14 protein-coding genes and 1 tRNA gene are annotated in these 15,471 nt (G+C 37.1%); 2 read left to right on the forward strand and 13 right to left on the reverse strand.

All coding sequences use genetic code 11. The features are described 5' to 3' along the window. Window positions 1–70 precede the first annotated feature (70 nt). The 12 genes from FG27_RS07960 to FG27_RS08015 all read right to left on the reverse strand — a co-directional run bounded on the left by FG27_RS07960 (window position 71) and on the right by FG27_RS08015 (window position 12,505). On the reverse strand, window positions 71–457 hold the full coding sequence (locus FG27_RS07960) for a VOC family protein (RefSeq protein WP_037322043.1): 387 nt from the start codon (window positions 455–457) through the stop codon (window positions 71–73). Window positions 458–636: 179 nt separating this feature from the next. Then, window positions 637–1,617, reverse strand: coding sequence for a 2-hydroxyacid dehydrogenase (locus tag FG27_RS07965; RefSeq protein WP_037317787.1), 981 nt, complete (start codon window positions 1,615–1,617; stop codon window positions 637–639). A gap of 407 nt (window positions 1,618–2,024) precedes the next feature. Beyond that, window positions 2,025–3,374: a magnesium transporter gene (gene mgtE, locus FG27_RS07970; protein WP_037317789.1), complete on the reverse strand. Its 1,350-nt coding sequence runs from the start codon at window positions 3,372–3,374 to the stop codon at window positions 2,025–2,027. Continuing rightward, window positions 3,355–4,185, reverse strand: coding sequence for a 16S rRNA (adenine(1518)-N(6)/adenine(1519)-N(6))-dimethyltransferase RsmA (gene rsmA / locus FG27_RS07975; protein WP_037317792.1), 831 nt, complete (start codon window positions 4,183–4,185; stop codon window positions 3,355–3,357). Before rsmA ends, mgtE begins: the two co-directional genes overlap by 20 nt. Before the next feature lie 4 nt (window positions 4,186–4,189). Continuing rightward, entirely contained in the window at window positions 4,190–4,498 is a 309-nt protein-coding gene (locus tag FG27_RS07980; RefSeq protein WP_037317795.1) for a DUF4286 family protein, read from the reverse strand. A 9-nt stretch (window positions 4,499–4,507) separates the two neighbouring features. After that, on the reverse strand, window positions 4,508–6,298 hold the full coding sequence (locus FG27_RS07985) for a tetratricopeptide repeat protein (protein WP_037317798.1): 1,791 nt from the start codon (window positions 6,296–6,298) through the stop codon (window positions 4,508–4,510). Between the two features lie 46 nt (window positions 6,299–6,344). Beyond that, the gene (serS, locus tag FG27_RS07990; RefSeq protein WP_037317801.1) at window positions 6,345–7,616 is read right to left on the reverse strand and encodes a serine--tRNA ligase; all 1,272 of its coding nucleotides are present in this window, start codon (window positions 7,614–7,616) and stop codon (window positions 6,345–6,347) included. Between the two features lie 54 nt (window positions 7,617–7,670). After that, window positions 7,671–8,990 (reverse strand): HTTM domain-containing protein, encoded by a 1,320-nt coding sequence (locus tag FG27_RS07995; protein ID WP_037317803.1) that lies wholly within the window; start codon window positions 8,988–8,990, stop codon window positions 7,671–7,673. After that, on the reverse strand, window positions 8,980–9,918 hold the full coding sequence (locus FG27_RS08000) for a bifunctional riboflavin kinase/FAD synthetase (protein ID WP_037322044.1): 939 nt from the start codon (window positions 9,916–9,918) through the stop codon (window positions 8,980–8,982). The genes FG27_RS07995 and FG27_RS08000 overlap by 11 nt, the downstream gene beginning before the upstream one ends. Before the next feature lie 7 nt (window positions 9,919–9,925). Beyond that, window positions 9,926–10,555, reverse strand: a complete 630-nt coding sequence (gene pth, locus FG27_RS08005; RefSeq protein ID WP_037317806.1) for an aminoacyl-tRNA hydrolase — start codon at window positions 10,553–10,555, stop codon at window positions 9,926–9,928. Window positions 10,556–10,782: 227 nt separating this feature from the next. After that, entirely contained in the window at window positions 10,783–11,439 is a 657-nt protein-coding gene (locus FG27_RS08010) for a 50S ribosomal protein L25/general stress protein Ctc (RefSeq protein ID WP_037317809.1), read from the reverse strand. Window positions 11,440–11,563: 124 nt separating this feature from the next. Continuing rightward, a complete protein-coding gene (locus FG27_RS08015; RefSeq protein WP_037317812.1) occupies window positions 11,564–12,505 on the reverse strand; it encodes a ribose-phosphate pyrophosphokinase in 942 nt (313 codons plus the stop codon). Window positions 12,506–12,655: 150 nt separating this feature from the next. On the opposite strand from FG27_RS08015, the gene FG27_RS08020 reads away from it, so the two are divergent. Beyond that, window positions 12,656–12,737: transfer RNA gene (locus FG27_RS08020), tRNA-Leu, on the forward strand. Window positions 12,738–12,973: 236 nt separating this feature from the next. Beyond that, on the forward strand, window positions 12,974–14,194 hold the full coding sequence (locus FG27_RS08025; protein ID WP_037317817.1) for a site-specific integrase: 1,221 nt from the start codon (window positions 12,974–12,976) through the stop codon (window positions 14,192–14,194). A 245-nt stretch (window positions 14,195–14,439) separates the two neighbouring features. Here FG27_RS08025 and FG27_RS08030 read toward each other — a convergent pair whose 3' ends face one another. Next, complete coding sequence (locus FG27_RS08030) at window positions 14,440–15,366, reverse strand: hydroxypyruvate isomerase family protein (RefSeq protein WP_037317819.1); 927 nt, start codon at window positions 15,364–15,366, stop codon at window positions 14,440–14,442. Between the last annotated feature and the right edge of the window lie 105 nt (window positions 15,367–15,471).

Consider the following 15,471-nt stretch of genomic DNA (forward strand, 5'->3'; position numbering starts at 1 on the left):
ATTAATAAGAATTAGAAAAAAGAAGAATTAAATATTTTTTCTGTTTATACTTAAAAAAGAATGTTTTAGCTTAGAGAAAAGCCTTATCGTTTGGTTCCCAAAGCTCAATCTTATTTCCTTCCAAATCCATAATCCAGCCGAATTTCCCTTCTTCCACACTTTGAATTTCATCGAATACCTGCACGCCTTCGGCTTTTAAGGTTTCCAGTAATTCTTCAAGATTTTCAACGCGGTAATTCATCATAAAATCTTTCTCGGAAGGTTTAAAATGTTCGGTGTCTTCTTTGAAAGGACTCCATTGCGTAGAACATTTATTCCCTTTTTCGTCCAACCACCAGAACGTGCAACCCCATTGATCGGTATTTAAACCTAAATGCTTGCTGTACCATTCTTTTACCGCTTTCGGGTCTTTGGTTTTAAAGAAAACCCCACCAATTCCTGTAACTCTTTTATCCATTTTTTCTGAATTAATTTTCCTGAAAATACGATAATTCGGTAGAAATAATTTTGCCACGATCAATTACTAAAACAAGTTACAGATCGCCGCGTCTGCTATCGCTTCCTCGCAATAACGAATAATCATAAAAAAACCTCACAGGTCTTAGAGACCTGTGAGGTTTAATCTATTTAGAAGAATTACTTCGCTTCTCCTTTTCCGAATTTATCAATAATTTTTCCAGCAATTACGCTCGCCAGTCTCTCGTGAGATTCTACGGTCCAACCGGCAACGTGGGGGCTCAAAATCACGTTATTCAAAAACATAAGTTCTCGCATAGCATCTGGAATCTGGTTTTCTATACTTAGGGAAACGTTCTTTTTATTTGAAAAAAGACTTTCAAAAGAAGCTTTTTCGTATTCCAGAACATCCAGACCGGCGCCGAGAACACGACCGTCTTTTAATGCATCTACAAGATCTGCCGTAACCACGTTTTTTCCGCGAGCAGTATTGATAAACCAAAATGGCTTTTTGTAGGCATCTATAAATTCTTTATTGATCATTTGATCGGTTTCAGGCGTCCAGGGGGTGTGCAAGCTCACCACATCACATTTCTCTCTAAATTCCTCTAAGGATACCTGACGCACGTGTTCATCGCCTACACCCTCTTTAATATCGTAGCAAATTACCTCAACATCAAATCCGCGAAGTTTTTTGGCAAAGGCTTTTCCCATATTTCCGTAACCTACAATTCCAACAATTTTCCCGTCTAATTCCAAACCGCGATTTTCTTCCCGATGCCAAAGGCCATCACGAACTTCTCTATCGGCTTTGTTTAGTTTATTAAAAAGGGAAAGTAGCATCGCCAGGGAATGTTCCCCAACAGCATTTCGGTTGCCTTCAGGCGCAGAAAATAAGGTGATGCCATGTTCTTCAGCGTAATCTACATCTATATTTTCCAGCCCGGCTCCTACCCTAGCTATAAATTTTAAATTAGGTGCCGCATCAATAAACTCACGATCTATCGTATAACGACTTCTAATAACGATCCCATCGTAGAGATGTTGATTTTCCAGCGTTTCTTCCCGCGATTGGGTAAAGCCTTCAATATTTTGATGCCCGGCATCTTGTAATTGTTTGATTAAAGTTGGATGATTGGTATCTGAATGTAAGATAATCATTGCTCTAAATTGAGTTTTTAATTTTTATATAACGCCCGCCGGGACTAAGCTCAAAAACTGGCTTATCCGCATTATAAATAAATTAAGTTAGAAAAAATGGATTTTGAAATGAAGGCGGTTTCATTTGTTAACTCACTATGTGAGATTTTTTGAGGCTGTTTTAAAAGTTTTATTGAATCGTCATCCTAAACTCGTTTCAGAGCCTGCCTCGATTTTTATCGGGGATCTAATGTTATAATAATTCGAATATGTTAGAAGCTGAAACAAGTTCAGCTTGACGCAATAGACTCAATTGAACAACCTAATTTAGTATTCAAGTTAATTTCCCCGATTTATTCAGAGAACTTCCATAAGAAAAACCAAAGTTAAAGAATGATTTTTAAAACTTAAAGCCATAAGCCTTTAAGTTAGAAACCAAGTACCAATTTAGAAATATAGAAAAAGAGGAAAATACCAAAGATATCATTGCTTGTAGTGATAAAAGGACCTGTAGCAATCGCGGGATCAATACCCTGCTTATTTAATATAATTGGCACAAAAGTTCCCACCAAAGCGGCTACAATAATTACCGAAAGTAAAGATGCTGCTATGGTAATACTCACCAATTGATCCTGCCCTACTATAAGTCCGAATAAAATAACAAGAATTCCCAAAGCAATTCCATTAATTAAACTAAGACTAACTTCTTTTATTAAACGTTGTAATAAGCTACCACGTAAATTATCATTTGCAAGTCCCTGAACTATAATTGCGCTGGACTGTACTCCAACATTTCCCGCCATCGCGGCAATTAGGGGAGTGAAGAAAAATAAAATTGGAAATTGCTCTAAAGCTTCTTCAAAACCTTTCATAATATAAACACTGCCCAGCCCACCAAATAGACCAAGCACTAACCAGGGTAAACGTGCCCGGGTTAATCTTAACAGGCTGTCATCTGCCTCTACATTTTCAGAAATACCGGAAGCCATCTGGTAATCCTTTTCGGCCTCTTCTTTAATAAAATCTACAATATCATCAATGGTAATTCTCCCCACCAGGCGGCCCATTTCATCTACAACGGGAATAGCTTCCAGGTCATATTTTTGCATTATTCGGGCTACTTCTTCGCCTTCGGTATGTACGGTCACATAATCTACCTGCGGAATATATACATCCTGAATATTGGCATGACTGGGTGCGGTAAGCAAATCTTTTAGTGAAAGTCTACCTTTTAACTTGTTTTTATCATCCACTACATAAATGGAATGTACACGGGTCACATTTTCGGCCTGTTCACGCATTTCAGTCATACAACCGGTTACACTCCAGTTTTCTTTAACTTTTACGAGCTCTTTAGCCATAAGTCCACCGGCAGAATCTTCATCATACCTAAGTAACTCTACAATATTATCAGCGTGTTCTTCGTCTACAAGTTCTGCAATAACATTTTGCTGGCGCTCGGGAGAAAGTTCAGAAATGATGTCGGCGGCATCATCGGTATCCATTTCTTCCAACTCTTCAGCGATCTCTTTGGCCGAAAGGGTATCTAAAATACGTTCCCTAACTCCTTCTTCCAGTTCCATTAAGGCTTCAGAAGTTTTTTGACTATCCAGCAGTTTAACCAGGTAAGTAGCTTCTTCTAAAGAAAGTTCGGTAAGAATTTCAGCAATATCAGCGTGATGCACGTCTTCAAGGTGCAATAGTAATTCCTCGTTATTTTCCTGTTCTACGAGAAATTTTAGTTTTTCTATTAACTCACTACTGATTTGAAATTGCATAGGGCTGAATTTTAAGGGTCAAATCTATAAATTCCTGAAAACCGAGTTGCTCAGGGCGTTTGCCAAATATAGGATCTTCCCTTAAATTATCGGGTAAATCGAAAGTTTTTAAACTATTTCGCATCGTCTTTCTACGTTGCTGAAATGCTGTTTTTACAACTCTAAAAAACAGTTTTTCATCACACGCCAGCGTAAAATTTTCCTTTCTGGTTAATCGCAAAACACCACTATCTACTTTTGGTGGCGGATTAAATACTGAAGGCGGGACCGTAAATAAATATTCAGCTTCATAAAAAGCCTGAACCAGTACCGAGAGAATTCCGTAGGTTTTATTGCCCTGCTTTTCACAAATTCGCTGCGCGACTTCTTTTTGAAACATTCCCGAAAATTCAGGAATTTGGTGTTTCAATTCTAAAACTTTAAAAACAATTTGGGTTGAAATATTATAGGGGAAATTACCAATAATCGCAAAAGCTTCGTCGCGAAAAGCAGTTCCTACATCATACTTCAAAAAATCGAATTGATGAATTCTATCTTCCAGTTGTGGGTAATGTTCCTGCAGGTAAGCAACACTTTCAGTATCAATTTCTATTACGTGAACCTCAGCATCCTGTTTTAATAGATATTTGGTGAGAACGCCCATTCCGGGGCCAATTTCAAGCACTTTATTGTAACCTTTGTAGGTAAGGGTTTCGGCTATTTGCTCAGCAACACTTTCATCGGTTAAAAAATGCTGCCCAAGATGTTTTTTTGCTCTTACTTCGCCTTCTTGTGACTGCGGAGTTTTGCCTCTTTTTTTATATTTACTCATAGATCTACTGCTCGCTAATTACCTGCATTTCGGTTCTAAAAGCCACAAATTTTCCTTCAAAAATTTTACTTTTTCCTCTTAACCTATCAGCATCTTCTTTGTAATATCTCTCCAAAACTTCTTTGTTTTCAGTAGTATATTGAACAGAATAAGTGATGCCGCCCATAGCCTCGGTTACCATCACACGTGTCATTAAAGCTTTTTTAAATTTTCCGGTATCCAGCATCTCGGGAATATGTTCATCCTTCATCCATTTCACCCACTCATCGTGAATTGCTTCTTCTACATTTATGGTTACATTATATATATACATATTGGTTTTTTAAGGCGTTTTTTCGTAATCTCCTCTTAGCGCCCGGTATTTTTTTCGGGCTTCTACAAAATAAATACTATCAGCGAAGTTAAAGATTATTTGTTCGTAATATTCTTTAGCTTTTTCAGGGTCTTCCAGTCGGTTTGCGTATAATTCGGCTAAATAATAATGGGCATTATCTGCGAGAATATCTGCATTAAAATTTTCTATGATGCCTAGATAATTATTTTTAGCAGCTGTAAACTGTTCAGTTTCTTCAAAAAGTCGGGCTTGTTTCAGCAAAGCTTCATCTTCTATTTTTTCACCTTTATGATCGTTTAAAATTTCTCCTAAAAGTTCTATAGCTTCGGAATTTTTCTCCTGAAAAGCCAGCAAATCTGCCCTGGCATATTTTTTAAGTGCAGTTTGTGTGGAATCTTCTATAGAATTATCTTCAATTAACAAACTAAGCTCCATCGCATCATTGGCGATAAGTTGAGAAGTAGAAGATTTCAAAACATCTAACTGTTGTTTTGCCCATTTGAAGTCGCCTTTGAAATAGCTGGTTTTTGCCACTTTAAATCGGGCATTTTGCGATATTCTAACATTTTTCACCAAATTCTGCACCTGGGAATAATTTATAAGTGCTTCATTAAATTTTTCCTGAAGCACTAAAATATCTGCCAGCGCCAGTTTAACCAGCGCCTTATCGAAATCTCGGGTTGTTTTCTCGACAAGCTCCCTTAACAAGCTTATTGCAGTATTTTTTTCGTCTATTTTAAAGGCTAAAAAATTAGCAAAATCTATTTGCAAAGCCAGTGTATTAATTCCTTTCCCAAATTCTTCGAATAACGCCCGGTATTTTTCCTCAACTTCAGCATAAGCTTTATCGCCTTCATTTTCAAGCCGAATTTTTAGTAAAAACTGGCTAGCCTGTAGCACAATATTTTCTGAAGGGGCTTCTTCTATCACATAATTTACAATCTCAGTAGCCGCATCATAATCTTCAGCCTCACGAGCAATTACGGCCAGGCTCAAAATGCTTTGTAAACTCTTATCGCTTCTTCTATAAATAGCTTTTTCCTGGGCAAACGCCTTTAGAAACTCCTGCTCCTGGATAAAAAGCCAGCTTAGCATTTCGTTATAAAGTAAACTGGGATTTTGCTGAAGTTTTGTGAGTAATAACCTTCTAAAAACCGTATTGGCTTCAATAGAAGGATCTGAAGAAATATATTTTCCAAATTCACGGTTGGCAATAGCGAAGAAATCTGGGTTGGCTTCTACCAATTCCAGGTAATTCTTGAACATGGCTTCAATTTTTCCCTGCTCCCCATAAATTCTCGCAAGTTGCAAATTGTAGTTGAGTTCGTTATTGAGCTCCATCGCCTTTTCGTAGGTTTCTGCAGCGTTTTTTAAAAGGCTATATTTTTGAAAAGTTCTTGCTATAGAATAGGCATAATTTGGGCGGGAGTCTACCGCGCTAAGCGCTTCGGCGTAGAATTTTTGGGCTCTTTCATCATTGCCCTGAAGTTCATAATTATGACCAAGTTCAATGAGAAGTGTAGGATTATTTGCCGAATTATTTAATTTCTGCCGCAATAATTCTTCAGCTTTCTCAAAATTCTCAAGCTGTTGATGACTTTCTACCAGGCCGAAAAAATAGGAGGTATTCTGCGGATTTTCCGCTACTAACTTTTCGTAGGTTTTAAGCGCTTTTTCAAATTCTCCCTGATCGAAAAAATTACGCGCCAATACCTCAGATTGCGCCTGGGCACCTGAAATAGAGAAAATAAAAACCAGGAAAAATAAAGCAATGCGCATCCTGTAAAGATAAGGATTTGCCCTGTGAATCAATATTTTTCGCTAATTAATCTATTAGATTGAAGCCGGTGTAAGGTACCAAAACCTCGGGAACTTTAATTCCTTCTTCAGTTTGATAGTTCTCCAGGATTCCTGCAAGTACGCGAGGTAAGGCCAAAGCACTTCCGTTTAGTGTATGCACCAATTCCTTTTTACCCTCCTTATTTTTATAGCGTAATTTAAGCCTGTTAGCCTGGAAAGTTTCAAAATTTGAAACCGAGCTAATCTCTAACCAACGATCTTGCGCGGTAGAAAACACCTCGAAATCGTAAGTAAGCGCTGCTGTAAATCCAAGATCACCGCCACAAAGTCTTAGAATTCTATAAGGCAATTTAAGATCTACTAAAATATCTTTTACGTGCGCTACCATTTTATCTAAAGCCGCATAAGAATCTTCAGGCTTTTCTATTCTTACCAATTCTACTTTGTCAAATTGATGTAGACGGTTAAGTCCGCGCACGTGAGCACCATAAGAACCCGCTTCCCTTCTAAAACAAGGGGTATAACCGGTACAGGCGATTGGGAAATCTTTATCGATAAGCAAACGATCCCGATACATATTCGTCATGGGTACCTCAGCAGTTGGAATCATATAAAGATCATCGGCTGTGATATGGTACATTTGCCCTTCCTTATCGGGTAATTGTCCCGTTCCCAACCCGGATGCCTCATTAATCATTAGAGGTAATTGATATTCGGTATAACCGGCATCGATGGCTTTATCTAAAAAGTAAGTAATTAAAGCACGTTGCAACCTGGCTCCTTTCCCTTTATAAACGGGAAATCCGGCGCCGGTTACTTTATTACCCAGCTCAAAATCTATAATATCATATTTTTTGGCAAGTTCCCAATGCGGCAGCGATCCTTCTGCAAGTACAGGCACGTCGCCTTCTTTAAAGATCTCTTCGTTATCTTCTTCTGAAGTTCCCGCGGGCACAGAATTGTGCGGAACGTTAGGAATGGTATAAAGCAAGCTTTCCAGTTTCGCAACGGTTTCAGAAAGCTCCTCGGAAAGCACTTTGGAATCTTCTTTTAAATTTCCGGTTTTTTCTTTAATAAGGTTGGCTTTTTGATGCTCACCATTTTTGAACATCATCCCAATTTGCTTAGAAAGCCTGTTAGATTCGGCTAAAATATCATCGAGTTTCGCCTGAGTTGCACGGCGTTTTTCGTCTAATTGCAACACCTCTTCAAGAATACTCTCGGCCTCAAAATTTCGCTTTTTGAGTGCATTAATGAATTCTTCTTTATTCTCCCTGATATTATTAACCTGTAACATAGCTTTCTATTTCCTAATTTGAAGCTGCAAATGTAAGAAAAGCACTGTAGACTTTTAATCTAATTTTGAAGGTAAAATCCAGTCGTGGTGTTTAAAGTGCTGCCATTTTTCTGAAGCCAGATCAACTTTTGGGTCTATAAATTTTTCGTAAGGTCGGCCGTTGATACTTATATCTGATTTTACAAAGACCTGGATATCCTTGCCTTTTTTGGCATAATCTTCTTTAAGCCATTGTGCAAACTGCCACATCATATCTGGCTTAGCACTTACGGAGCGCATTTGTTTCGGACTTAAATACCGGGCTTTATTTACATAAATCGTATCCTTTTTTCCTTTTTCAACTACTTTAAAAGTGGATTTTCCTGAACGCGAACGTAGCATCATTCGCCAACTAAGGCGATGGGCTTCTTCTGTCCACAAAACATTATCCTGAAAAAACCAATGCCTAAGCGGTAGAGCGATTTGAATCACAAACCAAATAGATAATACTGTAATTAATGGTTTTTTATAAGATGGAATTATTATTTCAGCTTTATCGTAGTAAGGCTTTTTATTCCGAAGTATATACTTATTAATCTTTTCTGAAGGAAAAAAGAAAAGACAGAAAGCCAATGATAAATAAGGGAAAATACCAATATGAAAAATAAAACTATTAAACAGATGGAAGAAAATAGCAAGGATAAAAGCAGGCAACCTTGTTCTTTTCCATAAAAGCGCGGGAATTATTAATAAATCGAATAATATTCCGAAATAAGTAATCGCATACCGAACGAAATCTTTCTGAAGAAATTCACCTACCAGCCAGTAATCGGCTTTTCCACGCATAAGAAGTGCCGGTAATGTGCCATCCAGCCAATCTGGATATAATTTTGCGACTGCAGCATAGGTATAAACGATCCATAATTGCAGCACTATTAATACCCAAACCCATTGTGGCATAGAAATCTTTCTGAAATCTGGTTTTTTCCAGGCATCAAGAGATAAATAGCGATGTGCGGGTAGAAAAAACATTATTCCGCATAGTAACATCAGCAAATAATAGTGATTGTTATAGGAAGACTTTTGCATCAGGTAAACCCCGGCCCACATTATGGTATAACAAAAAATGCTGAACCGATATTTGAACCCAAGCATAACAAAAATGCCAAATAGGCCCAAAATTCCGTAGTAATACAACATTCCGTTTCCGGGTAGCGGTTGCAGGAATTCAAAACCAATAAAATTAAAAGTGAAGTCGGGCTCTATGAGTGTTCTTCTAATCCAACCGGTGAAAATAGCCCCCACGGCCTCTAGCGTAATAAGCAGACCAAAAATAATTCGGAAAGCAATTAGCGCCGAATTATCTACCTGCTTAAAAAGCAATTTATTCAGCATAATTATCTTTAATATATTGCCTGGAGAAGGCTTCGTCTTGCTTCATTGCAACTTTTAAAGCATTTACAGAATCGAATTTTTTCTCATCCCGAATCCTTACCAGCATTTCAATTTTTAGTTCGGCACCGTAAAGATCCTGGTCCAGGCTAAAGAAATATGTTTCTATGGTTTGGTCTTTTCCACCAACCGTGGGATTAGTACCAATATTCATCATCCCAAAGTAGCGCTTTCCATCAATTTTAGAACAAACTACATAAACTCCGTTTTTAGGAATTAATTTATAATCTTCTTCAATATTTAAATTGGCGGTGGGATAATTAAATTCTTTCCCCAGCCCTCGTCCTTTTACCACAGTTCCTTTTAAACTAAAAGGGGTTTGAAGAAAGGAATTAGCCTGTCCTACTTTCCCCTCTAACAGGGCATTTCTAATTTTTGTAGAACTTACAGCCACCTGGTCTACTTCCTGCTTGGTGATTTCTTCTACCTCAAAACCATATTCCTCTCCAAACTGTTTTAAGGTATTGATATCTGCAGTACGGTTTCTACCAAATCGGTGGTCATAACCTATAATTACTTTCTTCGCTTTTAAGCGATTTACCAAAATATCGCGCACAAATTCTTGCGCGGTAAGTCTTGAAAACTGCTGAGTAAAAGGATGAATCACCAAATGATCTATACCGGTTTTCTCCAGAATTTCAGTGCGTTCCTCAATGGTATTTATAAGTTTTAAGCCACTTTCCTTTTGCAGAACCATTCTTGGATGCGGAAAAAAGGTAAAGATTACCGACTCAAGATTCTCAATTTTTGCGGCATCTACGAGACGTTTTATAATTTGTTGGTGCCCCGCGTGTACACCATCAAAAGTACCAATGGTAACTACGGTTTGTTTTTCACCTTTAAAAGCATTTGCACCTTTATGTATTTTCAAACTCAACTTATTTTCCGTTAAATGAATTCATAGTGTTTGAAACGCCTGCCGTTCCAAAAGATTTTACTAATTCGGCTGATTTTTCCAGGCGCTCTCCCATTTGCTTTTTTTCCTCTTCTCCCCATTCTCCAAGTACATAATCTACTTGCTGGCCTTTAGAAAACTCATCGCTAATGCCAAATCTAAACCTATTATATTTAGTTGTATTTAGGGTGTTTTGAATGTCTTTTAAACCATTATGCCCCCCGTCACTGCCTTTGGTTTTAAGGCGAATAGTACCAAATGCTAAATTTAGATCATCAGTAATAACCAGTAAATTCTGTAATTCTATTTTTTCTTTTTGAAGCCAGTAGTTAATTGCTTTCCCGCTAAGATTCATGTAGGTTGAAGGCTTCAGCATAATAAAAGTGCGGCCTTTAAACTTAAATTTAGCAACATCGCCCAATTTTTCTGAAGAAAAACTTACTTCTTCCTTTTCGGCTAAATAGTCAAGGATTTTGAAACCTATATTATGGCGGGTATTTTCATATTTAGGACCGGGATTTCCCAATCCTGCAATCAAAAATTTCTTCATAGGATCTTGTTCTTCTTCCTGAGTCTTTTTGTTACTGAGAATTTTTCCGAAGAAAGACAGCATAGTTTTGTTTTGGTAAAGATAAAATTATTAGAATATCTAACTAAAAGATTTTACTCGATAATCGAGACTAAATACTCCAGGGCTCGTCTTGAAAATAAAATGCTGTTTCGCATACAAGAGGCGGGAGCTGGCTTTAAGGTAGTTTACCACTGATAAATTTGAAACCTGAAAATAAAAAAAGCACCCCAAACGGGATGCTTTTAGATTTTTGCTAAAAAGAGAATAGATTAATTATCTTCTCCTTCTTTAACTGCAGCAACATCATCTGTTTCAGTAGATGGTACTTCGTCTGCTGGTACTTCATCTTCATCATCATCGTCCTCAAGGGCAACAATGTTACGTGAAGTTCTAACCTGGCAAATTACTGTGTTATCTGGATGCTGAATCTCGTAAGACTCGTCTGCAACTGCAGTAACATAAAGTTTTTGACCAATTTTAAGTTTACTTACATCTGCAGTAATATAATCTGGCAATTCGTTAGCCAAACCTCTTACTTTTAAACGACGTAAGTTGTAACGTAGCACACCACCATTTTTAACACCTCTCGCAACACCTTCGGTATGGATAGGAATTTCCATAGTGATTGGTTTATCATCACTAATCTGGTAGAAATCTACGTGCAAAATAGCATCGGTAACCGGGTGGAACTGGATGTCCTGAAGAATAGCGTTAAACTTCTCGCCATCTCCAAACTTAATTTCCACTGTATGCACATCTGGGGTGTACACAAGGTCGTTAAACGAAATTTCTTCTGTTGCAAAGTGCAACGGCTTGGCATCTCCCCCGTATAATACGCAAGGAACCTGTCCAGCATTACGCAGGGCCTTCGTGGCTTTCTTTCCTACGCTTTCTCTTTTAGATCCGTTGATCGTAATTGATTTCATTGTTGAAAAATTTTAGGCTGCAAAAGTAGCGCTTTTTTCCATTCTATAAAACCCTGACTTAAAATTCTTTAAAAAGAAGATTCCTGATTGAAAATATCTATTAAAAAACTGAAAGTAAGTTGCTTTACATAATGAATTTAGAACTGATAGATTTATTTTTATGCACTCTACTCATAACATCGGCAAAAAGATCTGCACAACTTACTACTTTAATTTTATCGCTTTGTTGTCTTAGCGGAATAGAATCTGTAACAATTAATTCCTGAAGTTTTGATTTCTCAATGCGCTCGTAAGCCTCTCCTGAAAGTACCGGGTGGGTACAAATAGCACGTACGCTTATAGCGCCACGCTCCATCATTAAATTGGCTGCTTTGGTTAGTGTACCTGCAGTATCTACCATATCATCAACCAAAACCACATTTTTACCTTCTACGTTACCAATAAGCTCCATATGCGATATCACATTAGCTTTAGCACGCTGCTTATAACAAATTACCACATCGCTTTCTAAAGCTTTAGAGTATGCATAAGCTCTTTTAGAACCTCCCATATCAGGCGAAGCAACGGTTAAATTATCTAATCCCAATTCTCTTAAATACGGCAGAAAAACGGTAGAGGCATAAAGATGGTCTACGGGTTTCTCGAAAAACCCCTGAATTTGATCGGCGTGCAAATCCATAGTAATAATTCGGGTGGCACCGGCAGTTTCCAAAATACTTGCTATCATTTTTGCAGCGATTGGAACCCTAGGTTTGTCTTTTCTATCCTGGCGTGCCCATCCAAAGTAAGGTAACACGGCGGTAATATGCCTTGCAGAAGCTCTTTTAGCAGCATCAAGCATTAAAAGCATCTCCATTAAATGGTCTGATCCCGGGTGGGTAGAACCAATTATAAAAACGCGAGAACCTCTAACCGACTCTTCAAAAGAAGGTTGAAATTCACCATCGCTGTAAGTTGAAGTTATTACATTTCCTAATTTAGTACCGTAAGCAGCCGCTATTTTTTCAGCTAATTCTCTACTTTGAGTACAGGAAAAAATTTTGGCCTCGGGAATTACGTTGGGCATGTTGTGTTGTTTTTGTGAATGTTGTTTGTTGGGTTACAAATTTAGAAATTAATTCCTTTCACACCGCACGAATAAGTTTAGAGTGAAATTTTAAAATTCTATAAAAAGCATTTGGGGGTGAGAAAAATTTTTTACTTTTGCCATCCACTTGCTCGAGTGGCGGAACTGGTAGACGCGCTGGATTCAAAATCCAGTAACTTCGGTTGTGCGGGTTCGATTCCCGCCTCGAGTACTTTTAAGCCTACAAATAACACCAAAACCCCGTAAACTGCACTGTTTACGGGGTTTTTTATTTTTTACGATATCAAATAATATCATTTGAATAGGTATTAAAAGTGTCCAATTAGGTGACCTTTTTGAATTTCAAAAATAGGTCACCGAATGACCTTTAACATATTGATATAATGGTTTTTACAGCTATATTGTTTGGATTTTTTTCTTTAGATTTATCATTCAAAATATATCATTATGCAGAACTTATTATCAATTCTCTTCTATATCAAGAGAAGTAAAACTGACAAACAAGGAAAAGTACCTATCTACATGAGAATAATTTATGATGGGAAAAGAGCTGAAGTTAGCACCATGAGAAAAGTAGAACTAAACAAATGGAATGCTAAAGCCAATTGTTTTAAAGGTCACTCGGGTGAAGCTAAATCAATAAACAGGCATCTGGATATTATGAAAAACCGGTTGTATAGTATATTTCAAAAACTTCAGAGTTCAGAAGAAAATATTACGGCAACTATATTAAAAGATTTTTTTATAGGTAACGACGATTCAAAAAAAGAAATTTTACAAATATTTGAAGATCATAATTTAAGAATGCAAAAGCTTGTTGATAAAGATTATTCCTATAGAACTCTTCAACGTTATAGGACTACAAAAAAGCATTTAACCAATTTTATTTCGTCTAATTATAAAGCTGATGATTTTCGGGTAAAAGATATTGACATAAAATTCATTAATAGTTTTATTTACTATCTAAAAACAGACCTCAACCTCTCCCATAACTCCGCTTTAAAATATTTAGCCTATTTGAAAAAAATTGTCCGGATTGCTGTTGCTAATGGTTGGCTGGAGAAGGATCCATTTTACAATTTAAAATTAAAGCGCCAGATGATAGATCGGGAGTTTTTGACAAAAGAGGAAATTATTAGAATAATGGAAAGAACCTTTACCATCCAAAGAATGGAGCAAGTAAGGGATGCATTTTTGTTCTCCTGCTATACCGGGTGTTCTTATTCCGATATTAAAAAGCTAACTAAACAGAATATTATTAAGGGAATTGATGGCAGCCAATGGTTAAAGTTTAAAAGAACAAAAACCAAATCCCTAAGCAGTGTTCCTCTTTTGACAGTACCGGAAGAGCTAATTAAGAAATATGAAGACTTTGAAAATCCCAAAGATACCTTGTTACCGGTGCTATCAAATCAAAAAACAAATAGCTATTTAAAAGAAATTGCCGATGTATGCGAAATCGAAAAGAATCTCACTTTCCATGTTGCCAGACATACCTTTGCCACCACAGTAACCCTTTCAAACGGCGTTCCGATTGAAAGTGTAAGTAAGATGCTAGGTCATAGATCAATAAAAATCACTCAACATTACGCAAAAGTATTAGATGAAAAATTAAGCGAGGATATGAATAATTTGAGAAGCCGGATGGCAGCTAATGAGAACAAATAATAATAAAATAGCTCTGGCTTTTAAGTTTTACTTCTAGAGTTTGATCATTTTTCGATTTTATCATTTACAAAACCACCTGCAAAAGTTTTCATCAAAGGATTTAGAACTTGAAAGCTAGCGGATTACAGAGAGTTACTAACTTACACTTTCTCCTTCTTTCCTCCAATCTAAATGAACAATTTCCCCTTAAACAACTCAGTAAAACCTAATCAATTAGATACTGGCAAGAATTTATCACTTATTTCCTAAAAATCATCGCTATATTTATAAGCCTCAATTACCGCTTTCTCTCCTTTTTTTCCTGACTCTAAATTCCCGTGCTCCATTCCCATAATACCATTATATCCTTTAGAGTGAATAAATTTAAAGATATTTTTATAATTTATTTCACCTGTTGTAGGTTCATTTCTTCCTGGATTGTCACCTACCTGGAAATATGCAATTTCATCCCAGGCTGCCTCGATATTAGGAATTAAATTGCCTTCCTGAATTTGTTGGTGATAAATATCATAAAGAATTTTACAAGACGGACTATCTACAGCCTTACATATTTGATAAGCCTGGGGTGAACCTGATAAAAATAATCCTGGATGATCTCTGAAATTCAATGGTTCCAAAACCATGATTATTCCGTGGGGTTCCAGGATTTCTGATGCCATCTTTAAGGTTTCGATAACGTGGACGGTTTGGTATTGTAAATTTTGACGCTGGTCAACATAACCAGGAACAACGGTTATCCATTTGGCATTTACTCTCTTTGCTACTTCCACCGATTCTTTAATTTGTTTTAAAAACTCTTCTCTAAGAGTTTCATCTCCACTTGCAAGATTAGGTTCAGACCAATAAATATTATGAGCAACAAAAACACCCATAGTAATATTTCTATTGCCCATTGTTTTGGCAATTTTTTCCTGGAGCTCAATAGGCCTAGCCTTCATATCATTATCTTCAAAGGCCTTAAAACCTCTATCGGCCATAAAATTAAGCTGATCTATAGGATCTTCCCCTGCGTGTTCCTTAAACATCCCCAAATGTGGTGCATAAGATAGTTTAAACTTGTTCTTTGTGAAAGAAGAACCTTCCTCGAAAACAGCCCTGGAAACCGCAAGCGGTCCAAGCCCTGCAAGGCTTGTTGCAGCAATATTTTGTTTAATGAATTTTCTCCTGTCCATTCAAATAATATCTCTAATTAAAATTTAATTAAAAAGAAGCAAATGCTTCCTGAAAACTTAAAGGTACCTGATTCTGAAAGCTGTAGTACTGCATTGTTCGGATTT

The organism is Salegentibacter sp. Hel_I_6 (assembly GCF_000745315.1).
In the GTDB taxonomy this organism is placed as follows: Bacteria; Bacteroidota; Bacteroidia; order Flavobacteriales; family Flavobacteriaceae; genus Salegentibacter.